This is a genomic window from Actinophytocola xanthii, from assembly GCF_001921205.1.
GTDB lineage: Bacteria > Actinomycetota > Actinomycetes > Mycobacteriales > Pseudonocardiaceae > Actinophytocola > Actinophytocola xanthii.
The window spans coordinates 13,297-38,129 of the sequence record NZ_MSIE01000018.1; the positions used below are offsets into that span (position 1 = coordinate 13,297).

The window sequence follows — 24,833 nt, forward strand, 5'->3', positions numbered from 1 at the left end:
GGGCATCACCTCCTTGTGTCTGTTGTTTCGAGGACTCGCCGGGCGAGGTCGGCCGGCACACGGGCGAGACGTTGGATGTCCTCGGGGGACGGTTCTCGGCCGTCCGCTCGTGTTGTCGTGATCGCGGCGTCGATGCGTGCGGTGATGTCCGCTGGGAGCTTGACGCGCGCCGGTGTTGGCTCAGCCGGTGGGAGCGCGGGCGGGGTTGGCTGAGCGGGAGTGTCTGGTGTGGACGTGTGGGGCATCCGTCGCATGAGGAGCTTGACGACCGCCAGGAAGCCGAGTGCTGGCATGGCGGCGACCAGCCAGCCCGCCGGGGAGCGTTCGGCCTCGGCGACTTGGGCCGTCATCTGGACCAGGACGCCGAAGACGAGCACCAGCATGGGGAAGGTGAACGGTCGGCCGGCGGAGCGGTCGTGGTGGATCTCGATACCGGCGACGATCGCGATGCCCTCGATCACGACCGCTGTGGCCCAGGCGAGCCAGCCGGTTTGGCCGTGGTTCGCGGCCCAGTCGTGGGTGTGGGTGAAGCCGGCCGCCGCGCCGATCCCGCCGAGCACGACCGCGACGCCGATCCGGATCGTGTCGGCGAACCGAGCACGCATGGTCCCTCCAGTCAGGTGATGGCGCGTCGCACCGCGGCGACCGCTTCGGCCGGGGTGAGGTCCAGCTCGCCGGCCCAGCTCGTGACGTGCGCCCAGTGGCGGTGGCCGGGTCCGGTGGCGCCGGCCGCGACGTGTTCGGCGAGCACGAGCGCGGTGGTGGCCTGGTTGTGGGAGACGGTGCGACCCGGCAGCCAGGAGACCCGCCACCGCCCGTACGGCTTGTGCTTGTCGACGGCGTGAGCGGTGTGGCCGCTGGTTCCGTGCATGGTCGTCTCGCCGCCGGTGATCTTCATGGGTTTGGCTGGGGTCAGCGCCTGCCAGCGGTTGAGCAGGGCGTGTCCGCGTCTGGTCAGCCGTAGCGGTGTCACTGGGCGACGGACCGCGCCGTGTCGGCAGGTCACGGTGTCCCGGACGGGTCGCCGTTCGATGTAGTCGCCGGCCGTGAGCGAGGCCAACACGTTGTCGTCCGCGGCGAGCCGGACGCGGGTGTCGTCCTCGAACACCACGTACCGGTCGCTGTCGTCGAGCATCCCGTAGCGGCCCTGGTGCACCTCGGCGAGGACATCCGCCGCAACCTCTGGCCGCCCCGACGAGCGTGCTCGACGAGCGCGAGCGGGTGGAGACTGCCGAGTGGAGGTGCCCGACGCCGGCCGGGGTGCGGCGCCGAAGAGGTCGAGCTGGTCGCGGCTCACCAGAACCACCACCAGTGGCCCCGAGCGTCGAACGCCCACTCGCGCAGCAGCCCACGCACGGCTAGGAGGTCGAGCAGGATCGCGGCGATCACGGCGAGGGTGAAGGGGTGTGTTCCGGGACTCCAGACCAGTGCCGCGAGGCCGACGAGCGCGGCCAGGATGAGCGTGACCTTGAGCCAGGTCCGCAGGACCCATGCGGTGGTCGACCACATCACGCGACCTCCCGCCGTACCGCTGGCGCCGGGACGCGGTGGACTGGTTCGGGTGTTTCGAATCGGGTGGTGTGCCAGGCCCAGATCAGCCATCTGATCCCGCCGAGTCCGGCGAGGACCAGCAGCACGAGCAGCAACAGCGCGACGAGGGGGATGGCCGCGCTCACTGCCCCGAGGACGCAGAAGGCGAGCAGGGCGCGGGTGACGAGGGTTCGTTCGGTGTGCATGTCAGGCCACCACTTCCAGGTTGGTCCGGCCGGGGTTGCCGGCGCGGACGAAGGTGACGAGCTGGTCGATCTCGCGGTCGTCGACGTAGGCGGCGCGAACGCGGACCGGGGTACGGGTCCGGGGGCGCACGACGTAGCCGATGCCCGCGGTTTCGGGGACGTTGGGGATCTCGTCGGCGAGCGCGCCGCGCAGTCGGGCGTCCTCGCCGAGCACGCCGTCGACCTGACCGGCCGCGGTGAGACGCAGGCAGACGCGGACGGTGAACAGGTCCCGAACGGGCACGGTGTCCTTGGTGGGCTCCTGAACGAACCCGACCATGTGATGACCCGACGAGCGGCCCTGAGAGCCGACGAGAGCGAGGTTGCGTCGGTTCTCCCGGGCGTGGTCGCCGTACGCGAGCAGCGCGCCCAGCTCGTCGGCGATCAGCAGGTTGATCGGGTTCTCCGCACTGACCGAAAGCTTCCGCTTACCGCGCCCGGCGAGCCGCCGTTGCCCCTCGCCCAGGTCGGTGACGTAGTCGGCGATCAGGTCGGCGCAGTCCTCACCGGTCGCGGCGTAGCGGTGAGCGATCGGCGCGAGCTTGGCGAACTCCATCTGCTTCGGGTCGCACACCCACAGCCGCACCAGCCCGTCGCGCAGCATCGGCGCGAGCGTCCGCAGCAGCGACCACCCGATCGAGTTCTTCCCCGCGCCGGTCGCCCCGGCGACAAACCAGTGGTTGCCGGTCAGCGACTCGCGCCACTCCCCGCCGTACTCGTCGTCACCCAAGTAGATCGATCCGAGGTCGACGGCGTCGGAGTCGGCCGGCATCTCCGGGGCGTCGATGATCTCGGTGAACGGTTCGGAGTGCTGGACGATCAGCCCGATCACCCGCGGCTTGACCTTCTCGACGCCGACCCGCTCGACGTTGAGCGCCGCGCACAGCTCCTCCACGCGGTCGGTGAACGACCGCATCGACTGACCGCGCGCCAGCTGCACCCACACCGTGTCCACGGTCGGCGAGTGCGCCCGCACCTTCAGCACCCGCGGGAACCGGTCCACTCCGGTCTTGCGGTGGGTGGTGAACAGCTCGCAGTCCTCCATGGCCCGCCGCCACCGCGCACCCATGTAGGTCCACCATCGGCGCCGCCAGGACCGCAGCTGCGGAGCCACCCACCGGTCGAACGTGTCGGGGTGAGCCCGGTACCAGGCACCCAGCACCACCGCCGCCGTGCCAGCTCCCGTCCCGACCGCAGCCGGCCCCAGTTCGGCGGTCCCGACCCCGATCGCTCCCGGCACCGCGAGGCTGCCCGGATGTCGTACCGCCCAGGCCGCCGCACGCCACTCCGCACCCGGCCGGCGCCGCGACTCACCGCCCGCCCTGCTGGTCTTGCCCATCTCGTCACCTCACGTGCTCGAGGCAGCAGAAGGCCCCGACCACCACCTGTGGGTGATCGGGGCCGACCGCTGCTCCTGTGTCCTACCGCTTCCGGCGCTTGCCCTCCGACGCGATCACCGACCGCGAGTCCGACAACGCCACCGTCAACTCCGCGACCCGCCGCGCCATCCGGTCGTGGTTCGCCTTGAACGCCCGCCGCCGAGCCGGGACCTCCCTGATCGCCTGCCGCAGCTGGGCCATCGCCTTGTCGAGGTCCTCCAACGTCCGGTCCAGCTGGTGCGCCACCTCAGAGCCTCCATTCGCGGGAGATCAGCTCCGCCTCGTACTTCTTGCTCTTGCGCCGCAGCCGCTCCAGCTCCTCGAACGCGGCCCGCCGCATCCCGCGCAGCTCCTCCTTCGTCGCCACCGTCCAGCCCGGCCCGGCCGGCTTGCGCTGTACCTGGTTGATCAGTGCGTTGGTCTCGTCCAGGGCGTGCAGGACCATGTCCATCGCGCCCACGAACGTCCCGTACCGCTCCCGGGCACGCCGGTTCAATGCCTCGATCTGCATCGCGCTACGCCGCCTTCCGCGAAAGCGTCGAAGCGAACTCCCCGGCAGTCGTCAAATCCACCGTCAGGAACTTCACCGCGTTACTCACCAAGTCCCGCACCTCACGATCCGGCTCTGTCGCGACGAACTCCCGGTAAGCCGCATTAGCAACCTCGATGATCTGCTGAATTTCCCGCATCACCGACCACCCTCTCGAACGATCACTCGCGCCACCCGCAGACCCGCGAGGTAGCCCTGCCGCCACCCCACCGGCTCAACTCTTGTTATCTCCACCTGCGCATACTCGCGATCCAGCCGCGCCACGATCCGCGCTCGCAACACCGCCGGCCGCACCCGTCTCGACACGATCCGTCCACCTCCACTGAGTCGAGGAAACGCCACGAATGCCCCCGCGCGCCCGAATCAAGACGCGCGGGAACAAACGAAACACATCCTCTTCCGACACCTGTTTCAGCACCGGAAGAAGGCATAGATCGGCCCACTATGGAGTTATCAAGGAACAAGCAGCCGACAACCGGCTTAGAAACTCAAGCGGCGACAGAGTCAGCCGCTACGACTCAGGCGACCGGCTTGATACCCGTCGCACGCCACGCGAGGCCCGACATCTGCCGACCGTCGATCTCGTTCTCCCAGTGCGACACCCGAGGGTTGATCAGCTCCACCAGGTCACCCTCGGACACCTCCGCGCCCGGATCGGTCTCCAGCGTGCACTTGATCTCCGCACCCTTACCGGCACGGCCCTGGTCGTTGGGACGCGGCTTCACGAACAGCACAACCACGTACTGGGTGGCCCCGCTGTAGTCCGTGACGACCTCGGGCTCACCGTTGCGCCCGTCCCGCATCTTCACGGTCGGAGCCTCGGTCACGAGCACCTTGTGACCGGACAGCTCCACCGGGATGTTCCGCAACATCGCTGCCTCCAAGCAGGTAGATTAGAACTATCTCTATAGAACAGCATCGCTCGACAGCTGTCAATAGAACTAGCTCTATAAGGCTGCGGAAGCCGGGTTGCGCAGTAGAGATAGAGTTATCCGCAACCTGAGGAGGCGACCCATGGGCATCGGCTACCGCGAGCTGGCGTCAGCACTACGCGACGCCATCCAGGCCGGGACCTACCCGGCCGGCAGCACGCTGCCCAAACAAGACGAGATCGCTGAGGAACACGGCGTCAACGTCAACACCGTCCGCAAGGCGGTGGGCGTCCTCGAAGCCGAAGGCCTGGTCACCCCGGTCCGCCGCAAAGGCACCGTCGTCCGCGACCGCCCCCCGATGAGGCGCCTCGGCGTCCAGCGCTACGCCAAGAGCAAATGGAAGTTCGGCCTGGTCGCCTTCGCCGCCGACCGCGAGCAGTCCGGCCGCGACTGGAAGCCCACCGACCAGACCAACAAGGTCCAGCGCACCGAGGCCGACGCCCACACAGCCGAGGCCCTCGGTGTCGAGATCGGAGCACCGGTCTACGAGCGCGCCCGCCTGGTCAAGGACGCCGGCACGCCGACCCACACGCTCACCAGCTACTACCTCCCCGAACACGTGGAAGGCACCCCGTTGGTCGACCCGACACCCGGCCCAGCCACCCCCGGTGGCGGTTTCGCCGTCCTCACGATGCAGGGCTACGAGCCAGACCACATGACCGAAACCTTCCACGCCCGCATGCCCACCCCCGAGGAACTGGCCGAACTCGAACTACCCGCCGGTGAGCCCGTGATGGTCCTCCACCGCACCACATACACCGCCAACGACGTGGCGGTGGAGTTCGCCCGAGGCATCCACGCCGCCAGCCGCTTCTCGTGGTCCTACAGCTTCAAACTCCCCGACTGAGAGAGGACGACCGTGCCCGACACCATCCCGGCCGAAGTCCGTGCCGACGTCGAGACCCTGTGGAACTACCACCGCCTCAACCACAAGCTCAAGCCCACGGATGTCGGCATCGGCCTAGGCAGCCACGACATCGGCGTAGCCGACTACACCGCCGAGCTCTACCACCGCGGCCTGTTCCCCCTCATCGTCTTCACCGGCGCCAACGCCCCCACCACCATCGACCGCTTCCCCCGCGGCGAAGCCGTCCACTACCGCGAACGCGCACTAGAGCTGGGCGTCCCCGACGAGGCCATCAAGGTCGAACCCCAAGCCCGCAACACCGGGGAGAACCTCCTCCTCACCCGCGACCTCCTGGCCGCCGAGGGCATCACCCCAGCGTCCATCACCCTCATCTCCCGGCCCTACCAAGAGCGCCGCGCCTACGCCACCTGCCGCAAACTCTGGCCCGAAGTAGACGTCACCTGCACCTCCCAACGCATCACCCTCGACGACTACGCCGCCAGCATCGGCGACATCCCCCGCATGATCAACGTCATGGTCGGCGACACCCAGCGTATCCGCCTTTATGCGGAGAACGGCTACGCCATCCCCCAAGACATCCCCGCCGACGTGCAAACCGCCTACGATCGTCTCGTTAGTGCCGGTTACAGCTCCCATCTCATACCGGAAGCTGCATAGCGCGCGTTCGGACCTACCGCCACGGCCGGGCAATCAGAAACGTTTAGCGCAGACCGCATCCGTCGCACTCTCATGCCGAAACCAGGCACCCGGCCGCCGCTGCGCGCGCGATCGGATGAGTTCCGACAGCGCTATTCAGCATGCTAGGAGCTCACATCACCCACCGGTCATCAATCGAGCAGCTCGGCAGGCGCTCAACCGTAGACCATATGCCTGACTGGTCATATCATCAACTATTTGGGTCGCATCCCAATGTCCGAGTGGTGGAGGACGTTCGACCGCATTTGAAACTCCTCTAATCCTTTGGTAGTTGGACTAGAATCACACGTGCACCAGGCATGACGTTACGATCGTCCCCATTCTTGCAGCGTCGTAAAAACAAATTCGCTCTCCAGCTCGTGGCCCCGGTCAAGACTCTTTAGGAGGGCCGTGGACCTCGTCATGCGGTCAGGATAGTAAAGCTCTGGTGCCAGGCACGTGGGGCAGTCGCTCAGAAGACAGAACGGTGACAGCGGGAGGGGCATGTCGTGTTGAGTGATGAGGTAAAGATGGTCGTTTGCCAAAGGACGCGAGGTGTCGAAGGTAAACATTTCGAAGTCAGGGTGATCGCCCATCAGGGCCAGACCCGAAACTCGAAACCTTCCGGAGGTGGGTAGCCATTGGAGGCGCTCTGTATGAACCCACCGGGTACGGGCGAGGAAGGCGCATCCTGACAGGCTGCTGAGCATCGGCGTTTCAACGCGCCCAAGGCTCTTTTCCAGCTCTGCCCGTGTCCGAGGGCCCGCGCCGTGCCGAATTTTGTTGCGCAGCTTAACCAGTTGCTCGAGATCGGCGATCAGGCCCGTGCCGCCCTTCTTGCGGGCGGTCGCCTCGACGAGGCCGACAGCAGGTTCACCGTGCTGCCGGGCATCCTCAGCCACTGCTTTGACCACCGCCAGCCAGTGTCCGAGGGAGACGCCGCCCTGCTCAACGGACTGACTCCACTGCACGATGGGTGGCAGATCCTGACGACCTCGGTCGGCGGCCACAGCAAGCGCCATGATGCCCAAAGAGAGGATCAAAGCCTCGGTACATTGGATCGCCGCCTCGTGCTTCTCGGCCAGGGAGAGAGAGTGCCGGAACTTGCGTACTGCGCGGGCGACCGCGTAGGGGTATGACTCCTGGAACAGCATGTAAGGATCGTTATGCCGACGCAGGTTCTGCGCTGTCAAGGAACTAATCGCGGCGGCATCATCCAAACGAATTCGCCGCGCTGATCCCGACCCACTTTCAAAGATTCGGGTCCGAGCCCGGCGGAGTTCGTCCTGAATGTGCGCGGCTTCCCGTTCCCCTTCCTCGAGCCTGGCAAGAGAGGCGCGGATCTCTGATGGGTCGCCGTCGCACTTGGGGATCCAAATGTCAGCCATCTCCCGCGCCTTGATGCGCGGGATAGTTCCATACTTAGGAAACTGCTGTTCAGCCAGCGGGCTGGACAGGTATGCGATCAAGTATTCGAGGGGAAGAACCTCCTGGATAATCCTGATGATAATCAGGCCCTGGCCAGGCTGTACACCGTCGTACTGGCTTGGGATAGGCGTCCAGTGACGCGCTCCGGCAAGATCTCGCCCGACGATGTCGCCCTGTCGCAACCGGTGCCGAGGATCACGCGCGTCTGCACGTACGGGAAGTTCAGCCACGTCCGGCAGCGTGCTGGTCAACAAGGTCGGTGTCAGAACTCGCCTTCGTTCATCCGTATCAGTCGAGTTCGGCTCCTTGTCCAGGTCGGAACTGCGCACTGCCCCGGAGAAAGTCTCAGCGAAGTCTCCGAGTCGAATACCTTCCTGAGCCACCTGCCGCAACTCATGGGTCTGGCGGAAATGCTCTAGCGTCAAATTGTAATTCTCCGCGGCGATCTCCGCTCTGATCACGCAGAAGCTTTGATCGGTCCGAGCGCGCCCACGCTCGTTGCTGTGTCGCAGCCGCCAACGCCGCAGGAGATCTGGGAGGTTGTTGCGCGCGTGATCGCCAGCATCGAGCGTGCTGTCACGCGACAGCCCGAGCTTGTTCTCTGCCAGTAGAGGTGCTCGCCGGTTGGCCAAGCTCCATCCGTCTGCCTTGAGTTCGTAGAACCACACGCTGTCTGCCTGTCCTGCATCCTTGATAAAGAATAGGATCGCACCTGACACTCCCGAGTACGGCTTGAAAGCACCGTTAGGAAGCTTGACCACAGCCTCCAGTCCATGCTCGTCGACAAGCATCCGACGTAATTCAACGTGAGCAGCACTCGTGCCGAACAGCAGCCCGGCGGGGACAATCACGGCCGCACGTCCCCCTCGCTTCAACAGCCGCAAGATCGCAGCAAGGTGAAGAAGGTCGGAATTCCTCGTTTGGACCAGTTCCAGCAACTCGGGCGCCACGGCCTTGTAATCGATGTTACCGCCGAACGGCGGATCGGCCAGAACGACCGAGTATCGCTCGTCGTCCCCTCCAGGCCTATTCACGAGATTGTCTCGGTGCCGCAGATCGGCACCTTCGCGGCCCTGAAGCATCAACCGCATGCTGCTCAACCGCAACATGGTCCTGTCGAAGTCGAAGCCATGCAGCCTGCTGCTCACTTCCAAAGCGCTTCGCTGCGAGGTGTTTGGGTCAGACCGGTCCACGAACTGAGCCGCAGCGCTCAGCAAACCGCCCATGCCACATGTCGGATCGCACACCTCGTCATCGGGTCCAGGCTCAGCCATAGCCACCATCAGAGCCGCCAGATGGCGAGGGGTAAGGAATTGACCCATGGCACCTGCCGTGAGCGCCTTGGCAAGCAGATGCTCATATAGATCGGCCGCGTCGCCGGCCGAGAAACTCTCTTCGAGCAGGCTGACAGTTTTGGCCAGTAGGCCGGGGGTCGGGATTGTAAAACGAGCGTCCTTGACGTGTTGCGAATACACTACTCCAGCGATCGTGTGACTGCGTAGCCATGGGAACACCTCGTCGGCCATCGACGTGTACATGCGTTGAGGCGTCAGGCGGAGGAAATGAGACCAGCGAAGGTGCTGGTCGCCTTGGGCAAAGATCGATCCTCCCTCAGGCATCTCCGACGGCGCGACCCGCTGGTCCCAGTGTTCTTGCAGGCGGTCCAGTTCGCGGAGATACAAGAGGTGGGAGATTTGTTCCACGGTCTCCACAGGATTGGAGATCCCTGCTGCCCAGAAGGCGTCGAAAAGCCGGGCGGTGAGAGTGCGCGAGAAACCGTCGTTCGTCACGTACTGGAGACTATCCACCTGCACACGGTTCGACGGCGAACCCCACCGACCTGTCCCGCAGGCGGGGCAAGTGCACGTCTCAGGGAGCCTACAGCCCTTCTCGGTCACGGTCCATCCAAAGTCATGTTGTCCATGATGTCGTCGAGCACGACCAGCGAAGACTAATGTGCTCATGGTAAGCCAGGACAGCAGGATGGTGGCATTGCGAACAACGTCGCCGCTGTCCGCCCCCTGAAGCGCCGGCCTGGGAGCGGCCTACGCGTACATGGATGAACACGGCTGTCTTCGTCATGCTTACGTGTTCAGACTTTCTCTACTTGTTCAAGGCGGGCGCCTTTGGCGCCCGCTGGCCCGCTGTGCCTATGGCCGACGCGGCACTGCGCGCTGGGCGTGCGGCTGCCGCCGGTCCCAGCGCGCGCTGGTCGGCCGGAGGCGGGCCAGGGGGAGTAGGCCCGCGCGGAACTAGAGAGAAGACGTGTCCTCGCCGGACGGGCAGGCCAGCAGGATGGCGAAGCTGCGGTCCTGTTGCGGTTCGTCGGGGGACGTCCTGCCATTCCGTGGACCCCTCAAGGGCTATCGCATCGCGTCAAGGGGGCAGGCCGCGAGGTGGGTGCTCCTTCGACCCGGCGCGATCGGGCTACGCCAGATCGACGGGATGGCAGGGAAGTCCGCTCCCTGGCGTGGAGGGATACGCCACTACCCTTGACTACTTCCTAAATTTCAGGCGTGCGAAGTGAATAGTCAAAAATATCGCGCTCACAATTCCTAGCCCTGCGGCTACGTAACCTTCTGCCGCGCTATGAGGGCCGGGTGTGAAGGCCAGAGAGTAGGCGGAGGCTAGTGCGCCACCGCCAGTGAGGCCGCCAAGTGTGTTTGTCACCGCTTCGGTAACGCTAGTTCTGTCAGAGCCAGAAACTAGTCGAGCGTTGGCTTCATTCACGTGATTACGATCAACCGTCGACAGGTTGTGATTTCGGGCGATCGATATGGCAAGCTGTCCGAGGTTGCCAAGGTATTCGCCGTGAAGCAACTCAAGCTGTTCCCTCGCTTGCGGGCTGAGAGACATTCGTTCTTTGGGCCGGCGTACCAGTTCTTGATTTATGCTTTGAGCAGCCGCCACTAGGTTCGCAGGGACTTGGGTTGCCTGCCCAGAGGGTTCCCACGTCGCTGGTGATGAATCCTGTGGGTCAGCCACGTTTCCTCGTCCTCTGATTTTCTGAGATCAAGTTGTGAAACAGGGCTTGCTGGGTCGCCAGTGAACGAATCATAGCCCGTAGCTCGTGATCTTCGATCCAACGGAGATCGGATCGGTCTGCAGTCGATATGTCACGTTTATGGCGTCGGATTGTGCGCTCAAGGAATACAAGTGCCAGTACCATCGAGACGGTCGTGGCTGTTATAAGTGCGATCCAAACGCCCGCTTGCTCGACTATGGCACTGGCTGCTATTGTCAGGGCGGCTATATTAAGGAGTAGCGCCGCGAGGGAAGGAAATGCGGTAAGATCTCTTGTCTTTGCTCTATGTCTTGCGGCGATTGCCACCTCGCGTTCTAGCGAGAATGTAATTGCCGCTCTCGAACTGGGCTCCTCGTGGCTGAGATCGACCACGTGGAGTAGCTCGGAATCTCCCTTGTCGTCGTCATCTGACATGCGCCGCTCCGCTGCTTGAGGTCGCCATGGCTGTCAGGATCTTCATCGCTGTCGACGGCGACATGTTATCGCGCGCGCTCCAATTGATGACAGGCACGGTGAGTCTCCGATGCTGGACGTCTCGTCGCGGTGTGCGCCGGGCCAAGGATGGCGCTCGAACAGGGGGCCAGGGTGAGGCTCACCCCTACGCCTGATCGTCGAACAGGGCCACCACGGCATCAAGGACGCTGCGCGCCGCTACGCGGTGACTACGTCATCCTTGACACCGTGGCAACCCTGCTCAGGATGGCTTGTGTCGGGGTGAGGGAGGTGTAGGCGAAGCGCAGTGTTGCCGATCTATTGCCAACTATCGACGGCAGACGACCGCAGGCGCCAACCACAGACCGGCGACGCGGAATCCTGTTCGCTCAGATGAAGGCATGTTTCCGCAGGTAACCACGGAGGACGCTGGGCTCCGGCCCTAGATCAGAAGGCTCTGTAGTCGATCCTTCAATAGAACCTGACAGAAGTAACGCGTCGATCCAGGCTTGAGTTGCGCTTCACAGCAAATCTTCCAAAGGGATGACGGTGCAGTCGTGAAACTGGCGCACAAGGTTCATAGCGCGTGCCCAGCGGATGGACGGATCGTCGTAGCGGATGACTGTATCCTCGACGGGCATAAGGGTTTTGCCCCAGTTCCGGTAGACCACCGCTCGTACACCAGCGATAGGATAATTCCGGACCCGGAGTGCGACCGCGCCTTGTCGTAGTGCTGGACAGAGGCGGGTTGCGACATCAACACAGCGGACGCAAACTGGGGGCTCGGTCACAGCCATCTTTTCCGGCCAGGACGGCCACTGGTCGCTTTCGTCTTTGAGTAGCCATAGGACGCCGTCGTCGTTCACATCGGCTGGTGCGGCGCAGACCTGGCATAGGAGGCGGCGCATGGCGCGGCGTTGGCGCATGGGATGGACGCGACCGAAGTCGGGGCGGCCCTGGCGGGGGTGGGAGGGTACTCGGAACCAGAGGACGCCCTTGTCGTCTCGGTCGGTCAGCAGCTCGTCGGTGTAGGCGATGCCGACGCCGGGGCGTTCCACCAGTGTGGAGGGCGGCTCTGTCTCTGTGGTCCATGCGGTGATGTAGGGCGCGATGACTCGGTTGTCGGGGGCGGGATCTTCGGGGGCCGGGGCGATGGGAGGCGTTGCGCTCGCGTCGTTGGCCGTCTGTGGGCTGGCGGTCACGAGGGCTGGTCGGTGGTTTCGGCGGATAGGAGCTGGGTGGTGCCGTGTTCGTCTCGTAGGTCGGCGCGGGCGTTCATCGCTTCGGCTACTTCGGTGAGGCGGGACGCCAAGGCTCGTTCCTCGGAGGTGCTCATCGGTGTTCGGCGGCCGGCGTCGGCGTCGAGGTGGCCGATTACGTATCGGGCTAGCTGGGTGTTTACCTCTGTCACCTCGTGCATGAACAGGCCGTCGAGGTGGGCTGTCTCATCGGGTGGCGGTACGTCGTTCATCTTCTCCCCAGGGCGGGACGCGGGTTGGTCGTGGAGGCACCCGGCGCCGGGGTGGCCGGGGATGACAACGGACGATCGGCGTCGGTTGCGCACTCCCTCCCGGCGCCGGGTGCCATGGCTTCAACGCTAGGAAGCAGGTGGGCCCTCAGCCCTGACTGTCAGTCCGGGATGACCAGTAGTCCGGGTTAGGCGACTGGTGCGCCGAGCCGCGTCGCGAGGTGGGCGGCCCGGCGGGCGATGTCACCGCGGGCGCGTTGCACGACGGTGTTCAAGGCCGTTCGGGCTGCGGGGCGGTACTTGAGGTCTTCGGGGGCCTCGGTGCTGGCGGCCTGGAGCATGACGAGTGCGCCGGCGTAGTCCTGGCGCTGGTTGTAGCCCTTTGCCTGATCCAGGCGGAACGCCACTCGTCGCTCGATGGACAACGTCGGTTCGGGTTGGATGCGTTCGGCGAGGCGTAGGCCTTCGGTGGCGTTGCCAGCTTCAACCTCGACGTTCACGGCGTACATTGCGACGTTGGTCGGGCCGAACGCGGTCCAGCAGACGTTGCGCTCGCCAGTCCGTTCGGCGATCGGGACGACTGAGCGGATCCGGTCATGGGCGGTCCACATGTTTCCGAGGCGCATGCTGGCGACGGCGGCCAGCAGGCGCAGGGCACCGAGGAGTGCGAGTGCGTCCAGGTCTTCGGTGACGTGCCGCTCGACGGCTTCTGCCGCGTGGAGGGCAACGGCTTCGGCGCCTTCGGGTTGGTACTGGGCGAGCAGCACGTGGGCCAGGTTCCATCGCGCTGATGCCAGCCGGACGGGGTCGTTGGCGGTTTCTGCCGCGGTGATGCCCCGTTCGGCGGCGAGTAGGGCGAGGTCGACTCGGCCGACTCGTTTGGCGAAGGTGCGCACCAGGCCGTACAGGTCGACGGCACAGGCTTGGGCTGCCTGCTCGCCGGTCGCGTGGTCGGCGCTGCGCAGCTTGCGCAGCTGCTCAGCGGAGGTGATGAGGGGCGGAAGCTGATCGGCCAGCCGGCTGTAGCGCTGTGCCGAGGTCTGCCAGGTGTGCCACGCGGCGTGGACCTGGTCGCGGAGCCCGGCGACGTCAACATCCGAGTTCTCCGTCGTGGACGGGTGTGTCAGAGCGCGATGGATGGACTCGCCGGATTCCAGCGGAGGCGTGGTCCTGGTCGGGGTTGTCTCGCCCAGCAGGTCGGACACCGACACCCCCAGCACGTGAGCCAGCTGCACCACGACTGGCAGTGCTGGGAGCTTCTTTCCCCGTTCGATTTGGTAGAGGTAGTCAGCGGTGATGCCGGCCAGGCCGGCGACCACCGTCTGCGACTTGCGGATGGCCTGGCGGGCGAGGCGGACTCGTTCGCCGAAGGCGGCCGCCAGCTCGTGGCTCATATCGATCTCCCCAGACCTCTTGACCAGCACCGATAGTACGCACGCGACTACGAATCAGGAACGATGGCACACTCTGGGGGTGTCACCCAGCGCTCCGGCACGGCCCCGCCTCCTCGTGCTGTGGGACGTCGACCACACCCTGATCGAGACGCGCGGCGTCGGACTTGCCATCTACCGGCTCGCCTTCCCAGCGGCCACCGGACGTCCGCTCGCGGAGCTGGCCAAGATCTCCGGCCGGACCGAGCTGGACATCATCCGTGAGACGTTGCGGATCAACGGTGTGGAACCCACGTCCGCCGCGGTCGACCGACTGGCGACAGCGCTCATCCAGGGGTACGAGGACGCTCGTGCCGAGCTGGCCGGCCAGGGGCGGGCCCTTCCCGGTGCCCATGACGTCCTCACCAGCTTGGGCGCCAACCCGGCGATCTTCCAGACCGTGCTGACAGGCAACCTGCGGGAAGTCGCCCGGATCAAGCTGGAGGTCTTCGGACTCGACGCCTTCCTTGACCTCGACGCCGGGGCGTACGGCGACGACCACCAGGAGCGCGCCATGCTGGTGGCCCTCGCCCAGGAGCGCGCCCGCCAGCGCAGCAGGGTTCCGTTCGGCAATGACAGGACGGTGCTCGTTGGGGACACTCCGAACGACGTAGCGGCCGGCTTGACGGCGGGAGCGCGCGTCCTCGGGATCGCGACCGGGAAGACCAGCCTTGACGAGCTTCGCGACGCGGGGGCGACGTACACGGCCAAGGACCTCGACGAGGCAGCGTCCCTGTTGACCACACTCGCCTTCGAGGTGCCTCGCCAGGAAGATCATCCCCACCTTTACCCCAACAAAACCACCACGAATGACGGCGGCTGACCGGGTCCGTCCAGAGGTGGCCGGGACACGTTCTGCCAGGTCACGAGGGATGTTAGTAGGGGATGACAGACGGCCGATGAGAGCGATCACGAAACCGTAGGTTCTGGGTTCGAGCCCCAGGCGGCCCACTCTTTGCCTGGTCAGCGGACTCCTCGTCGTTCCGTACGACCACGAAAACCCGTTCCCGTCCACTTTCCGTCCACTTTCGTTCGCGGGTGCTCGGAGCGAGGGCGGGCGCGCTGAGCGCTCCCCTTGGTCTGCATGCGGCCATCCCCGCTGGCCGGAAGTCGCTCGACCAGCTCGTCGAGTTCCTCGGCCGAGAAAGAACCCTCCTCGCCGGCTTCGTTGTCGGCGTCCTCGCGGCTGCTGTCGCCCAGTGGGAGTGGGGGCCGCTGGTCCGCATTGACGCACTGCACTACGCCGCCGTCGCCGCGCCAATCGTCGAGCTCCCCGCGGCATCACGGCTCAACCGACGGCGCAATGTGCTGAGGTCTACCCGATCGGCCGTCCCGAGAGGCGACCTTCATCGGTTTGATCACCTCGGGACCGCCGCTCATCCGCGCGAACGGAGCATCTGGTGAGAGTCACACATCTGGGTACCGTCGACTCTGGCAAGAGCGGCTCCCCGGCCGCGTTCGCCAGGGACCGAGGGACCTACCTGATCCAGGGCTACAAGAGCACCGACGAGGGGGCGCTAGCCGAGGTACGTTGCCACGGCCTGCCCGACCACGAGGATGTCGTCGAGGTGTCGCCCAGCGTGCTGCAGTTTCTGACGCGACAGGAGGGGTGATGCTTTCGCGCGATGAGTTCGAGCAGCTGTTCCAGGAGTTCACTGCCTCGGCCTGGCGCCTGGAGATCCAACCGCCTACGACGAGCCGGAGGAGCGCGAGCCGCTCCGACGTTGGCTCGCCGGCGAGCCGGACGACCTGACGTGGATGGCCGACTGGTGGGAGTGGATCAGCGACGTCCGGGAATCCGGCCGGCAGTTTGGCAGGGTGCGCGTGCTGTACGAGCCGCCGTCGGACTACCAGCGGTACGAGCTCGAGGTGCTCACCCCGCCGGCGGTCGACGCCGGCGAGGACATCCGTCTGTTGCCCGGGGCGCGTGCTCGCGAGCTGCGGTTACCGGAACGGGACTTCTGGCTGTTCGACGATGCTCGCGTGGCCGTGATGCACTTCGGTGCGGACGGCGTCCACGGCGCCGAGCTGCTCGACGACCCGGCCGCGGTGGCACCGTTCCGCGCTGCACGAGCTCGTGCATGGGACGCTTCGATCCCGTACCGCGAATGGGCCGCCAACGCCCCATGACCTTGACGCGGCGGCTGCGGCTCGGAGACGAGCTGGCCGCCCTGCGCAACGCCGCCGCCCTGCAGGCGAAAGACCTTGCCGCCGCGCTCGGCTGGGACGCATCCAAGGTGAGCAAACTCGAGCGCGGCAAGCAGCTGGCCAGCGACGGCGACCTCGTCGCCTGCGCGTGCGGTCGGCGGCGAGGACCAGCTCGAGTCGATGCGCGAGTAGCTCCGGGAACCGCGCATCCCGACCGCTCACTTCCCTGACCAGCCGCCGGTCCTACGGTGTCGACAACCGCCGGGCCTGCTCGTTGCCCACCTCGGTCGTGCGCCGCAGGTACCGCTCGATCACCGCGAGCTCGTCGTCGCCGAAGTCCTGGAGGGCTTCGGTGAACGCGCCGCCGGGTGAGGCCCAGGCGGTGTTGATCTCCGCGCCGCGCTGGGTCGCGAGTGACACCAGCGCTTTGCGGCGATCCCGCGGATCGGGTACGCGCGTCACCAGACCAGCCTCCTCCAGTCTGTCCACGAGCCGAGTCGCCGAACCAGAGGTCAGGCCGAGCAGCTTCGCGATCTCGCCGGTGGACAGCGGTTCGGGCTCGAGGTCGAGCAGGCTCACGCACTGGAGGTCCGTCGGATGCAGCCCGAGGCGGTTGGCGAGCGCCTGGTTGAACAGCGCGTAGGCGGCGTAGTGCCGCCGGCCGGCCACGGCGATGGCCGCGAGGAGCTCCGCGCGATCCCGGTTTGACACGTCTGTTCCATCCATCCTAAAGTATCTGCGTCACGCAGTTATTGCGCCATGCAGATATATGTCCACAACAGGAGTAGCACCATGAACACCTTGCCCGACAGCAGGCTTCGCGATCTCTACGGGCGCTGGTCCGACCTGTGGCGCGGCGACTTCAGCCAGGCTGAGGACATCCTCGACCCGACCTTTGTCGTGCACCAGGCACGGCCGGACGGCAGCGACTCGGAAGCCACGACGGGACCGGCGCGACTGCTCCCGGAGATCGAGCAGACCATGGCGGTCTTCGGCGACATCACCATCACGGTCGACCTCGGCCCCATCATCGACGGCGATATGATCGCGGCGAGGTGGACCATGAGCGCCACCTACGAGGGCGGCCTCCCCGGCGCCACAGCACCCGCCGGCACGAAGATCGCTTTCAGCGGCCACGACATCCTGCGCGTGTCCAACGACAAGTTCGTCGAATACTGGACCTGCACCGACATCCTCGACGGCCTCGCCCAACTTGGCGCCGTCTCCGGCCCCAACGGACCCGGTCGTAGCCACTAGCGAGACCAAACGGGTTCGCACCTGAGCCTGCGAACGGGGACTACGGCCTGGCAGTGGGCTTGACACCCCCGGGTGCGGAATCGGTTTGCCTCCCCGGCCTTGGCCTGGGAGCCTCGCCCGGTGTCGTCCTCCCTGCTGGTCAACTTCGTCTACTGTCACCCGATCGGGCACGTCGTCGAGGCGTTGCACTACGCCAACGGCTACCGGGCGGCTGACCCGGGGCAGCGGGTGTCGGTGGCGCTCAACGAGAACACGGCCACCGAGCTGGCCGACCACGTGTCGTTCGTGGAGGGGGTCTATTCGGTCCCCATGGACGTCTTCGACGGCGCCGCCGACCACTCCGCCACCCTCTCCGCGCTGCCGTCCGCATGGGACGTCGTGGTCTCGGACTTCCGCGGCTACGACCCCACCCAGCGGAGCCTGTTCCCCGGCATCGCGTCCTGGTTCGACGCCAGCACGGCCTACTTCTCCGGGCAGAAGGGCTTCGCCGGCTTTCCCAAGCCCGTTCCCTACTCGCCCGGGGAGCACTGGCGGTTGTCGATACCGCCGGCCGACGCGCGTTTCTCCGGGGACGGGCCGCGGATCGCCGTGCTGCCGGGCGGAAGCGCGCCCCGCTCGTTCTACCCGTCGACCCGTTCGTGGGAGCTGGTCGTCGACGCGCTCGCCAAGCAGTTCCCCACCGCCACCTTCTGCCTCGTCGGCAAGCTGCGTGCGGACACCCGGACCTCGACCACCTTCACGGCCGAGGAGATGGACCGCATCCGCGCCGCCATGCCCCGCCGCGTCGACGTCGTGGACGAGCCGCTGCTCGACCAACTCGCCGCGGTGGCCGCCTGTGACGTGCTGGTCTCCCCGCACACCGGGTTCGGCATGGTCGCGCTCGCCGCCGGGACCCCGTGGCTGACGATCGGCGGCAACCGTTGGCCGGAGTACTTCTTCAACGGCGTGCCCTTCTACACGGTCATCCCGGACGTGTCCCGCTTCCCCGCCTACACGATGATGTCGGCCAACCCGCCGATGGTCGACGACGACGGGGAACGCTCGCCCAGCATGTCCCGCACCCGGATCGAGGCCGATCTCGACGAGCTGGTCGAGGCCGCCGCCACGTTGGTGTCCGGCGGGCTGGACTACGACACGGCCCTGCGTGCTCACGCGACGCGGATGCTCCCGGTCGTCGGCGGCGACCCGGCCCAACTGTGGTCCATCGACAACGTGCTCGCCGCCTCGCTCGCCTGACCGGGCGTCACCGCAGCAGGGCGGGGAGCTTCAGGAGCGCCTCGGTGATCTGCCATGGCTGGAGGCCCCTCTCCTCGCGCTGGTAGGTGTAGACCTCGGGAGCCAGCGGCGCCAACAGAATTTCCACCAGGGCCTCGACCTCCTTCACCTCCGCGGCCAGCAGGAGCGAGCGGACGTGGGCGCGCCAGAAGCCGTACGCCCCGGTCTCGAACCGTGAGCGGCCGACCTCACTCCCGAGGACCAGGTGCCGGTGTCGCTCCAGCAACTCCACCATCGCCCCATAGAAAGCGGCGAGGCGGTCGGCGGGAGCGGCGCCGGGGCCAAGCGGTGGAGCTCCGCGCAGCATCCGCTCCTGCAACTCCCGTTCGTGCTCGTCGAGCAGGGCCACGGCAATGGAGGCCCGGTCGGGGTATCGGCGGTAGAGCGTGCCCCTCCCCACGCCCGCCGCCCGGGCGATGTCCTCCATCGTCACCTCGTGGGGCGGGCGCGCGGCGAACAGGTCGGCTGCGGCCGTCAGGATGCGCGCCCGGTTGCGTGCGGCGTCTGCCCTCTCCACGGACGCAGTCTAACTGGACACGCCGTCCGGCTCCGTGATTAAGTGGACGCCATGTCCAGTTTGCTGCATCTCGACGCCAGCGCCCGTCGTGCGTCCTTCTCGCGCAGGCTGTCCCACGGCTATGCGCAGGCGTGGCGGGCCAGGAATCCAGGCGGGCGGTACGTCTACCGCGACCTCGCTGCCGACCCCGTTCCGCACATCGGCGAAGGGTGGACGGAGCTGTGCGACCACGTGCTGCGCCACCAGATCACCGAGATCCGCCGATACCGCGAAGCCGTGCGGACCCAGCGGCAACGGGAGGCGTGGGACGTCCTCGAGCCGCTGCTCGATGAGGTCGTCGACGCCGACGAGGTGCTGATCGGCACGCCGATGTACAACTTCTCGATCCCCTCGGCCCTGAAGGCGTGGATCGACCAGATCACGTTCCCGCGGATGTCCCTCGCGGGGCGCTCCTTCGTCGTGACGTCCGCTCGTGGCGGTGCTTACGGCCCCGGCACCCCGCGCGAGGCCGTCGACCACCAGGAGCGCTATCTGCGTGACTTCCTCAAGGGACACTTCGATGTCGAGGACGTGCGGTTCATCACCGTCGAGCTGGTCAACGCCACGCTCGACCCCGCGTTGGCCCATCTTCGGGAACAGCACACCGCATCACTGGCGGCGGCCATGCGGGAACTGCGATGAGCTGGCTCGTCCTGACAGCGGCCGGACTGGTGGAGGTCGCCTGGGCCCAGAGCATCAAGCCGACGCAGAACTTCACCCGGCCGCTGCCGACATTGCTCTGCCTGCTGCTCATGGTCGTCGCGGTCCTGCTGCTCTCGCTGGCGATGAACTCCATTCCGGTCGGGACCGCGTACGCGGTCTTCACCGGGATCGGTGCGGTGGGGGCGATCGCGGTGGGCATCCTGTTGCACGACGACCCCGTCACCACGGGCAGGATCATCGCGCTCACGTTGATCACCGGCGGAACGGTCCTGGCTCACGTCACCGGATAGCGCGTGGATTTCGTCGAACCGGCTGCGGCGGGTGGTCACGAGCGGAACACTGGGCGGCGTGGAGACCTGGCGGGAGCACCAGTGCGACAAGCGACACGACACCTTCCGATCCTTTGCGAAATGCGCCTGGTGGAAGAGCGGGATATCCCTCCAGGTGCTCGGGAACGGCGAGTACGCCTCGCTGAACCTCTGTCGGGACACCGACGGCATTCCCCGCCGCCAGCGGGAGATCTCCGCCTACCTGTACCCCTCCCCGGAGGCGGCGGAGCACGCCAAGGCGTTCATCGACTCCCGCACCTGCGGCACACTCTGCCGGCGCAGGCACGAGATCGTTCGGCTCGAGCTGCCGGCGGGGTGATCACTGGCCGGCCGGCGCAACGATCTGGTGCTCCCAGGCCCAGGCGGCGACCTCCACCCGGTTGCGCAGCCCCAGCTTCGCCTGGATGCCCGACACGTGCGTCTTCACCGTGCTCACCGAGATGAACAGCTCCGACCCGATCTCCTGGTTCGTCCGGCCCCGCGCGAGCGCCCGCACCACCTCCAGCTCCCGGTCGGACAGCGGCCGCGCCGGCTCGCGGCCGGCCGGGCGGCCGCCGGTGGTCAGGCGGCGCAACAGGCGCACGGTCACGGACGGCGAGACGAGCGCGTCGCCGGCGTTCGCCGCGCGGACGGCCTCGGCCAGCAGAGCAGGCCCCGCGTCCTTCAGCACGAAGCCGACGGCGCCACCGCGCAGGGCGCCGTAGACGTACTCGTCGTGGTCGAAGGTCGTCACCACCACGACGCGCAGCGGGTCGTGGACACCCGGCCCGGCGAGGGCCCGCGTGACCTCGAGGCCGTCCAGGCGCGGCATCCGAATGTCCACCAGGCACACGTCCGGGCGCAGCCGGCGCGCGAGCGACACCGCCTCCACGCCGTCCGCCGCCTCCGCGACCACCCGGATGTCGGGCTCGTCCTCGAGCAGGAGCCGCATTCCGCCGCGGACGATCGCCTGGTCGTCGGCGAGCAGGACGCTGATCGTCATCGGACCTCCGGGAGCCGGACGGGCAGGGTGGCCCGGACGCGCCAACCGGCGCCCGACCGCGGGCCGACGTCGAGCCGGCCGCCGAGTGCCTCGACCCGCTCGCCCATCCCGACCAGGCCGAAACCGGCCCGCGTGGTGTGCCGCGCCGGTCTCCCGTCGTCGAGCACCTCGACCGTGACCGCCCGCTCGTCCTGGGTCACGCTGATCGTCACCGAGCCCGCGTGCGGGGCATGGCGCACGACGTTGGTCAGCGACTCCTGGACGACCCGGTAGACGGTGCTGCCCACCTCCGGCGGCCACGCCGGTTCGCCGTCCGGCAGGTGCAGCCGCACCGCGGGGCCGTGCGCGTCGAACCGCCGGACGAGGTCGTCGAGCCGCTCGGGCGCCGGGCTCGCGGAGACGGCGTCGTCGGTGTCGCGCAGCAGGCCGACCACGCGGCGCATCGCGTCCATGGCGCTCGTGCCGGCGGCCTCGATGCCGGCCAGCGACTCCTCCAGCCGCTCCGGGCACCGGCGGCGGACGACCCGCGCGGCCTGGGCCTGGAGCACGATCCCGGTGACGTGGTGCGCCACGACGTCGTGCAGCTCCCTCGCCAGCTCCGCCCGCTCCTCGTGGCGCACCCGCTCGGCCACCGCCTGCTGGCGGGCGTCGACCAGCCGCAGGCCCAACCCGACCGCCACGGCGGTGAACCACCCCAGGCCGTTCAGCACGGTCACCCCGGGCAGGCCCGGTGCCGCCGGCGCGAGGAACGCCGTGGCGACGACGACCGCCGCCCCGCCCCCGGCGACCGCGCTGGCCGTGCGGGCGGGGAGCCGGCGGACCGAGGCGCCGACGAGCACGGACAACCCCAGCAACGTCGCCGGTCCGGGTTCGCTCGGCAGCTCGGCCGCTCGGGCGACCACCGTCGCGCCCGCGGCGACGGCGAGCCCGGCCCAGGCGGCCCCGGCGCCGATCCGTCCGCGGAACTCGGCGAGCACCCACACCACGAGGCCAGCGGCGCAGCCGAACCACCAGTAGCGGCCGCCCCAGCTGGTCGCGACCGCGACCGCCTGGAGCACGAGGGCGACGGCGAACCCGACGCCGGCCCCGACCCGGACGGCGATTCTCGCCGGTCGTCTCCCGATCTCCACGGACAGAGGCTAGGAACCGTCACCCGCCCACCGAATCGGCCGAAAGTACGGTTGCCGCTCGGGTCGAACCGTGCCACGGGCCGATGCCGGCCCCGCGGTCGCTGGAAACCATGGCCGACATGTCATCCATCCCCATGCGGTACCGCCTGATTGCCGCGCTGCTCGCCCTCGCCAGCTGCTCGCCGGTCGCGGCGGCAGCTGAGACGGCGACCAAGACGGCGGCCGAGGCAGCGGCCAAGACGGAGCCCACCGACACCCCTCACCTGCCCGCGCCGACCGGCCCCCACCCGGTCGGCACCACCTCCCTGCACCTGGTCGACACCGCGCGCCAGGACCCCTGGGTGCCCGAGGCCGGCGCCCGGGAGCTGATGGTCTCCCTCTGGTTCCCGGCGACCGCCTCGGGGACGCGCCGCGCGCCGTACCTGACGCCGACCGAGTCGCGGCTGCTCCTCGAGGGCACCGGGATCACCGGCGTGCCCTCCGACGTCTTCAGCCGCACCAGGACCAACGCCTTCACCGACGTGCGACCGGCCCGTACCCGCCGCGGCCTGCCGCTCGTCGTGCTCTCGCCCGGGTTCACCTGGTCCAGGAGCTCGCTCACGGCACTCGCCGAGGAGCTCGCGAGCCGGGGCTACGTCGTGGCCGGAATCGACCACACCTACGAGACGTTCGCCACGACCTTCCCGGACGGACGGGTCACCACCTGCGAGGCCTGTCGGCTGGAGGACGTCGCCGACTTCGGCGCGACGGCGGTGCGGAGCAGGGCGGCCGACGTGTCGTTCGTCCTCGACGAGCTGACCGGGCGGCGGCCGGCCTGGCGGGGTGGACCGCTCCTCGACCGGTCGAGGATCGCGATGGTGGGCAGCTCGCTCGGCGGTGCGAGCGCGGGCGAGACCATGCTCCGGGACCCGCGGGTGCTGGCCGGAGCCAACCTGGACGGGACGATGTTCGCGCCGCTGCCGGAAAGCGGGCTGTCGCGGCCGTTCCTGTTCCTCGGCCAGCAGGCGCACAGCCCGGGCAGCGTCGAGGACCCCAGCTGGGACCGGGACTGGCGGCGCCTCACCGGGTGGAAGCGCTGGCTGGTGGTGGCCGGCTCGGTGCACGCCTCCTTCACCGACTACGACCTGCTGGCCGCCCAGGTCGGCGTCGACCTGGGCAGCGGTCTCGCCGACACCCGGTCGGTGGAGATCACCCGCGAGTACGTCCGCGCCTTCGTCGACCTGCACCTTCGGCACACGCCGCAGCCCCTGCTGGACGGTCCGTCCACCCGCTACCCCGAGGTCCGGTTCTGCGCTCCGCCCGCCGCGACCTGCGGTTGACGCCTGGCGGGATCAGTCGAGTGCGCCCACGTCGACGTACCAGAGACCGTCGTCGGTCAGCACGTAGAGGGTGCGGCCGACCGTGGCCGTCGCGCTGACCTGCCCCGTCGGGCCGTTGGCGCGGGTCGTCGTCCACGGCGCGCCGTCCGTCCACCGCAGCACGGTCACCTCGTCGCCCTCCGTCACGACCGCGGTCAGCTGACCGTCGATCTCGGCGGGGGCGGCGAGGTCCGCGTCGTCGGGCACCCGGATGTCGGGAACGCCCTTGATCCGGCGCCACGCGCCGTCGCGCAGCTCCCAGAAGGCCAGGGTGCCGTCCGAGCGCCCGGCCACGGCGCAGCTGGACTCCCAGCAGCGGATCGCCACCGCCGCGGCCGCCCGACCCCCGCCGGGCAGCCGGGTCATCGTCCAGTCGCTGTCGCCGAACCCCGAGTGCCAGACGACCGGGTGCTGGCGGCTCCCGTCGCCCGCCTTCGCGAGCTCCCAGCCGGCCACGGCGACCCCCTGGCGCAGTACGGTCGCCGCCATCGGGAACCGCAGCGACTCCCGCGAGTTCTCCAGGGCGGTTCCGGCCGAGCTGCGTCGTACCCAGGTGGCCCCCTCCGGCGTCCACACCGCCGTGTCCAGGCCGGCGCGCGCGCTCTGCCAGGTGCCGACCAGGGCGGGGCCGGCAGGCGTGATGACCGCGTCGATCAGGTCCCCGGCGCCCAGCCCGCCGAAGGTGTTGAACGTCTGCGGCTGCTCGTTGATCCCGGCGTCGGTACCCGACCACACGCTCCACCGGACGTTGCCGTGCGCCCCACCCCGCCGCCCGCCGACGGCGACGATCCGGCCCCCGTCGGTCGCGAGCGACTCCCACTCGGCCTGCCGGCCGTAGGGCTCGGCCGGGTGCACCGCGACCTCGGCCACCTCACCGTCCGGCCCGCGGCGGAGCAGGCCGGGCACCACCGGCGCGTCGTCCCGGCGCACGCCGATCAGCAGGGCGTCGTCCATCGCCGCCAGCGCGACCGGCACGCCCCCGGCCGGCAGGTCCAGCCGGGTGAAGGGCACCGCGCCGGATGGCTCAGCGGGTTCCTCGGCTCCGCACCCGGCCAGGGCGACCAGCGCCACGGCCAGCGCCACCAGGAGCGGAGCCGAACGTCTGTGCATGCAGACAGTATCCATGCGATCACACAACGCCCACCATCGTTGCGGGGGAGAGATCTCGCACGG

General features: G+C 67.8%; 31 protein-coding genes. 12 read left to right on the forward strand and 19 right to left on the reverse strand.

The window, feature by feature from the left end:
- Positions 1 to 5: 5 nt before the first annotated feature.
- The 9 genes from BU204_RS11785 to BU204_RS11820 form a co-directional block, all read right to left on the reverse strand.
- Entirely contained in the window at positions 6 to 605 is a 600-nt protein-coding gene (locus tag BU204_RS11785; protein ID WP_075125669.1) for a DUF2637 domain-containing protein, read from the reverse strand.
- Positions 606 to 616: 11 nt separating this feature from the next.
- Positions 617 to 1,297 carry a hypothetical protein gene (locus BU204_RS11790; protein WP_143229461.1) on the reverse strand — a complete coding sequence of 227 codons (681 nt, stop codon included), beginning with the start codon at positions 1,295 to 1,297 and terminating at the stop codon, positions 617 to 619.
- Positions 1,294 to 1,512: a hypothetical protein gene (locus BU204_RS11795; RefSeq protein WP_143229462.1), complete on the reverse strand. Its 219-nt coding sequence runs from the start codon at positions 1,510 to 1,512 to the stop codon at positions 1,294 to 1,296. The genes BU204_RS11790 and BU204_RS11795 overlap by 4 nt, the downstream gene beginning before the upstream one ends.
- Entirely contained in the window at positions 1,509 to 1,736 is a 228-nt protein-coding gene (locus tag BU204_RS11800) for a hypothetical protein (protein ID WP_075125672.1), read from the reverse strand. The genes BU204_RS11795 and BU204_RS11800 overlap by 4 nt, the downstream gene beginning before the upstream one ends.
- A gap of 1 nt (position 1,737) precedes the next feature.
- Entirely contained in the window at positions 1,738 to 3,114 is a 1,377-nt protein-coding gene (locus tag BU204_RS11805; RefSeq protein WP_075125673.1) for an FtsK/SpoIIIE domain-containing protein, read from the reverse strand.
- 82 nt (positions 3,115 to 3,196) lie between these two features.
- On the reverse strand, positions 3,197 to 3,400 hold the full coding sequence (locus BU204_RS11810) for a hypothetical protein (RefSeq protein WP_075125674.1): 204 nt from the start codon (positions 3,398 to 3,400) through the stop codon (positions 3,197 to 3,199).
- A gap of 1 nt (position 3,401) precedes the next feature.
- On the reverse strand, positions 3,402 to 3,665 hold the full coding sequence (locus BU204_RS11815; RefSeq protein WP_075125675.1) for a hypothetical protein: 264 nt from the start codon (positions 3,663 to 3,665) through the stop codon (positions 3,402 to 3,404).
- 4 nt (positions 3,666 to 3,669) lie between these two features.
- Complete coding sequence (locus BU204_RS40025; RefSeq protein WP_158073447.1) at positions 3,670 to 3,843, reverse strand: hypothetical protein; 174 nt, start codon at positions 3,841 to 3,843, stop codon at positions 3,670 to 3,672.
- A 379-nt stretch (positions 3,844 to 4,222) separates the two neighbouring features.
- On the reverse strand, positions 4,223 to 4,576 hold the full coding sequence (locus BU204_RS11820; RefSeq protein ID WP_075125676.1) for a hypothetical protein: 354 nt from the start codon (positions 4,574 to 4,576) through the stop codon (positions 4,223 to 4,225).
- Between the two features lie 142 nt (positions 4,577 to 4,718).
- Between BU204_RS11820 and BU204_RS11825 the strand changes: the two genes are divergently transcribed.
- Together BU204_RS11825 and BU204_RS11830 are read left to right on the forward strand one after the other, a co-directional pair.
- The gene (locus BU204_RS11825; RefSeq protein WP_075125677.1) at positions 4,719 to 5,483 is read left to right on the forward strand and encodes a GntR family transcriptional regulator; all 765 of its coding nucleotides are present in this window, start codon (positions 4,719 to 4,721) and stop codon (positions 5,481 to 5,483) included.
- A 12-nt stretch (positions 5,484 to 5,495) separates the two neighbouring features.
- Entirely contained in the window at positions 5,496 to 6,161 is a 666-nt protein-coding gene (locus BU204_RS11830; RefSeq protein ID WP_233160067.1) for a YdcF family protein, read from the forward strand.
- A gap of 344 nt (positions 6,162 to 6,505) precedes the next feature.
- Here BU204_RS11830 and BU204_RS11835 read toward each other — a convergent pair whose 3' ends face one another.
- The 5 genes from BU204_RS11835 to BU204_RS11850 form a co-directional block, all read right to left on the reverse strand.
- Positions 6,506 to 9,397, reverse strand: coding sequence for a class I SAM-dependent DNA methyltransferase (locus BU204_RS11835; protein ID WP_158073448.1), 2,892 nt, complete (start codon positions 9,395 to 9,397; stop codon positions 6,506 to 6,508).
- 1,187 nt (positions 9,398 to 10,584) lie between these two features.
- Positions 10,585 to 11,046 (reverse strand): hypothetical protein, encoded by a 462-nt coding sequence (locus BU204_RS39075; RefSeq protein WP_143229463.1) that lies wholly within the window; start codon positions 11,044 to 11,046, stop codon positions 10,585 to 10,587.
- A gap of 539 nt (positions 11,047 to 11,585) precedes the next feature.
- Positions 11,586 to 12,266, reverse strand: coding sequence for a hypothetical protein (locus tag BU204_RS11840; RefSeq protein WP_198942845.1), 681 nt, complete (start codon positions 12,264 to 12,266; stop codon positions 11,586 to 11,588).
- Complete coding sequence (locus BU204_RS11845) at positions 12,263 to 12,535, reverse strand: hypothetical protein (RefSeq protein WP_075125679.1); 273 nt, start codon at positions 12,533 to 12,535, stop codon at positions 12,263 to 12,265. The genes BU204_RS11840 and BU204_RS11845 overlap by 4 nt, the downstream gene beginning before the upstream one ends.
- Before the next feature lie 185 nt (positions 12,536 to 12,720).
- A complete protein-coding gene (locus tag BU204_RS11850; protein WP_233160075.1) occupies positions 12,721 to 13,956 on the reverse strand; it encodes a helix-turn-helix domain-containing protein in 1,236 nt (411 codons plus the stop codon).
- A gap of 85 nt (positions 13,957 to 14,041) precedes the next feature.
- Between BU204_RS11850 and BU204_RS11855 the strand changes: the two genes are divergently transcribed.
- The 4 genes from BU204_RS11855 (at position 14,042) to BU204_RS39085 (ending at position 16,340) form a co-directional block, all read left to right on the forward strand.
- The gene (locus tag BU204_RS11855) at positions 14,042 to 14,785 is read left to right on the forward strand and encodes a haloacid dehalogenase-like hydrolase (RefSeq protein WP_075125681.1); all 744 of its coding nucleotides are present in this window, start codon (positions 14,042 to 14,044) and stop codon (positions 14,783 to 14,785) included.
- 577 nt (positions 14,786 to 15,362) lie between these two features.
- Positions 15,363 to 15,575 (forward strand): hypothetical protein, encoded by a 213-nt coding sequence (locus tag BU204_RS11860; RefSeq protein WP_075125682.1) that lies wholly within the window; start codon positions 15,363 to 15,365, stop codon positions 15,573 to 15,575.
- Between the two features lie 52 nt (positions 15,576 to 15,627).
- Positions 15,628 to 16,092 (forward strand): DUF6879 family protein, encoded by a 465-nt coding sequence (locus BU204_RS39080; protein WP_332888573.1) that lies wholly within the window; start codon positions 15,628 to 15,630, stop codon positions 16,090 to 16,092.
- Positions 16,089 to 16,340 carry a helix-turn-helix domain-containing protein gene (locus BU204_RS39085; protein WP_143229465.1) on the forward strand — a complete coding sequence of 84 codons (252 nt, stop codon included), beginning with the start codon at positions 16,089 to 16,091 and terminating at the stop codon, positions 16,338 to 16,340. The genes BU204_RS39080 and BU204_RS39085 overlap by 4 nt, the downstream gene beginning before the upstream one ends.
- A 13-nt stretch (positions 16,341 to 16,353) precedes the next feature.
- Here BU204_RS39085 and BU204_RS41900 read toward each other — a convergent pair whose 3' ends face one another.
- Positions 16,354 to 16,821, reverse strand: coding sequence for a MarR family winged helix-turn-helix transcriptional regulator (locus BU204_RS41900; RefSeq protein WP_198942846.1), 468 nt, complete (start codon positions 16,819 to 16,821; stop codon positions 16,354 to 16,356).
- An 81-nt stretch (positions 16,822 to 16,902) separates the two neighbouring features.
- On the opposite strand from BU204_RS41900, the gene BU204_RS11880 reads away from it, so the two are divergent.
- Complete coding sequence (locus tag BU204_RS11880; RefSeq protein WP_075125685.1) at positions 16,903 to 17,367, forward strand: ester cyclase; 465 nt, start codon at positions 16,903 to 16,905, stop codon at positions 17,365 to 17,367.
- A gap of 120 nt (positions 17,368 to 17,487) precedes the next feature.
- The gene (locus BU204_RS11885; protein ID WP_075125686.1) at positions 17,488 to 18,603 is read left to right on the forward strand and encodes a glycosyltransferase family protein; all 1,116 of its coding nucleotides are present in this window, start codon (positions 17,488 to 17,490) and stop codon (positions 18,601 to 18,603) included.
- A 7-nt stretch (positions 18,604 to 18,610) separates the two neighbouring features.
- Here BU204_RS11885 and BU204_RS11890 read toward each other — a convergent pair whose 3' ends face one another.
- Entirely contained in the window at positions 18,611 to 19,159 is a 549-nt protein-coding gene (locus tag BU204_RS11890) for a TetR/AcrR family transcriptional regulator (RefSeq protein ID WP_075125687.1), read from the reverse strand.
- 51 nt (positions 19,160 to 19,210) lie between these two features.
- On the opposite strand from BU204_RS11890, the gene BU204_RS11895 reads away from it, so the two are divergent.
- The 3 genes from BU204_RS11895 (at position 19,211) to BU204_RS11905 (ending at position 20,509) form a co-directional block, all read left to right on the forward strand.
- Positions 19,211 to 19,840, forward strand: a complete 630-nt coding sequence (locus tag BU204_RS11895) for an FMN-dependent NADH-azoreductase (RefSeq protein ID WP_198942847.1) — start codon at positions 19,211 to 19,213, stop codon at positions 19,838 to 19,840.
- Positions 19,837 to 20,151, forward strand: coding sequence for a DMT family transporter (locus BU204_RS11900; RefSeq protein WP_075125689.1), 315 nt, complete (start codon positions 19,837 to 19,839; stop codon positions 20,149 to 20,151). Before BU204_RS11895 ends, BU204_RS11900 begins: the two co-directional genes overlap by 4 nt.
- A 154-nt stretch (positions 20,152 to 20,305) precedes the next feature.
- The gene (locus BU204_RS11905) at positions 20,306 to 20,509 is read left to right on the forward strand and encodes a hypothetical protein (RefSeq protein ID WP_075125690.1); all 204 of its coding nucleotides are present in this window, start codon (positions 20,306 to 20,308) and stop codon (positions 20,507 to 20,509) included.
- Here BU204_RS11905 and BU204_RS11910 read toward each other — a convergent pair whose 3' ends face one another.
- Together BU204_RS11910 and BU204_RS11915 are read right to left on the reverse strand one after the other, a co-directional pair.
- The gene (locus tag BU204_RS11910) at positions 20,510 to 21,172 is read right to left on the reverse strand and encodes a response regulator (protein WP_075125691.1); all 663 of its coding nucleotides are present in this window, start codon (positions 21,170 to 21,172) and stop codon (positions 20,510 to 20,512) included.
- Positions 21,169 to 22,302: a sensor histidine kinase gene (locus tag BU204_RS11915; RefSeq protein WP_198942848.1), complete on the reverse strand. Its 1,134-nt coding sequence runs from the start codon at positions 22,300 to 22,302 to the stop codon at positions 21,169 to 21,171. The genes BU204_RS11910 and BU204_RS11915 overlap by 4 nt, the downstream gene beginning before the upstream one ends.
- A 119-nt stretch (positions 22,303 to 22,421) precedes the next feature.
- On the opposite strand from BU204_RS11915, the gene BU204_RS11920 reads away from it, so the two are divergent.
- On the forward strand, positions 22,422 to 23,621 hold the full coding sequence (locus tag BU204_RS11920; protein WP_233160077.1) for an alpha/beta hydrolase family protein: 1,200 nt from the start codon (positions 22,422 to 22,424) through the stop codon (positions 23,619 to 23,621).
- A gap of 12 nt (positions 23,622 to 23,633) precedes the next feature.
- Here the strand turns inward: BU204_RS11920 and BU204_RS11925 are convergent, their stop codons facing one another.
- Positions 23,634 to 24,770 (reverse strand): hypothetical protein, encoded by a 1,137-nt coding sequence (locus tag BU204_RS11925; protein ID WP_075125692.1) that lies wholly within the window; start codon positions 24,768 to 24,770, stop codon positions 23,634 to 23,636.
- Between the last annotated feature and the right edge of the window lie 63 nt (positions 24,771 to 24,833).

What these genes read in the sequence shown, in the direction of transcription:
- BU204_RS11785 (WP_075125669.1), bottom strand. Translation starts at nt 605, where the DNA reads ATGCGTGCTCGGTTCGCCGACACGATCCGGATCGGCGTCGCGGTCGTG.
- BU204_RS11800 (WP_075125672.1), bottom strand. Translation starts at nt 1,736, where the DNA reads ATGCACACCGAACGAACCCTCGTCACCCGCGCCCTGCTCGCCTTCTGC.
- BU204_RS11805 (WP_075125673.1), bottom strand. Translation starts at nt 3,114, where the DNA reads ATGGGCAAGACCAGCAGGGCGGGCGGTGAGTCGCGGCGCCGGCCGGGT.
- BU204_RS11815 (WP_075125675.1), bottom strand. Translation starts at nt 3,665, where the DNA reads ATGCAGATCGAGGCATTGAACCGGCGTGCCCGGGAGCGGTACGGGACG.
- BU204_RS40025 (WP_158073447.1), bottom strand. Translation starts at nt 3,843, where the DNA reads ATGCGGGAAATTCAGCAGATCATCGAGGTTGCTAATGCGGCTTACCGG.
- BU204_RS11820 (WP_075125676.1), bottom strand. Translation starts at nt 4,576, where the DNA reads ATGTTGCGGAACATCCCGGTGGAGCTGTCCGGTCACAAGGTGCTCGTG.
- BU204_RS11825 (WP_075125677.1), top strand. Translation starts at nt 4,719, where the DNA reads ATGGGCATCGGCTACCGCGAGCTGGCGTCAGCACTACGCGACGCCATC.
- BU204_RS39075 (WP_143229463.1), bottom strand. Translation starts at nt 11,046, where the DNA reads ATGTCAGATGACGACGACAAGGGAGATTCCGAGCTACTCCACGTGGTC.
- BU204_RS11845 (WP_075125679.1), bottom strand. Translation starts at nt 12,535, where the DNA reads ATGAACGACGTACCGCCACCCGATGAGACAGCCCACCTCGACGGCCTG.
- BU204_RS39085 (WP_143229465.1), top strand. Translation starts at nt 16,089, where the DNA reads ATGACCTTGACGCGGCGGCTGCGGCTCGGAGACGAGCTGGCCGCCCTG.
- BU204_RS11880 (WP_075125685.1), top strand. Translation starts at nt 16,903, where the DNA reads ATGAACACCTTGCCCGACAGCAGGCTTCGCGATCTCTACGGGCGCTGG.
- BU204_RS11895 (WP_198942847.1), top strand. Translation starts at nt 19,211, where the DNA reads ATGTCCAGTTTGCTGCATCTCGACGCCAGCGCCCGTCGTGCGTCCTTC.
- BU204_RS11900 (WP_075125689.1), top strand. Translation starts at nt 19,837, where the DNA reads ATGAGCTGGCTCGTCCTGACAGCGGCCGGACTGGTGGAGGTCGCCTGG.
- BU204_RS11910 (WP_075125691.1), bottom strand. Translation starts at nt 21,172, where the DNA reads ATGACGATCAGCGTCCTGCTCGCCGACGACCAGGCGATCGTCCGCGGC.
- BU204_RS11920 (WP_233160077.1), top strand. Translation starts at nt 22,422, where the DNA reads ATGTCATCCATCCCCATGCGGTACCGCCTGATTGCCGCGCTGCTCGCC.
- BU204_RS11925 (WP_075125692.1), bottom strand. Translation starts at nt 24,770, where the DNA reads ATGCACAGACGTTCGGCTCCGCTCCTGGTGGCGCTGGCCGTGGCGCTG.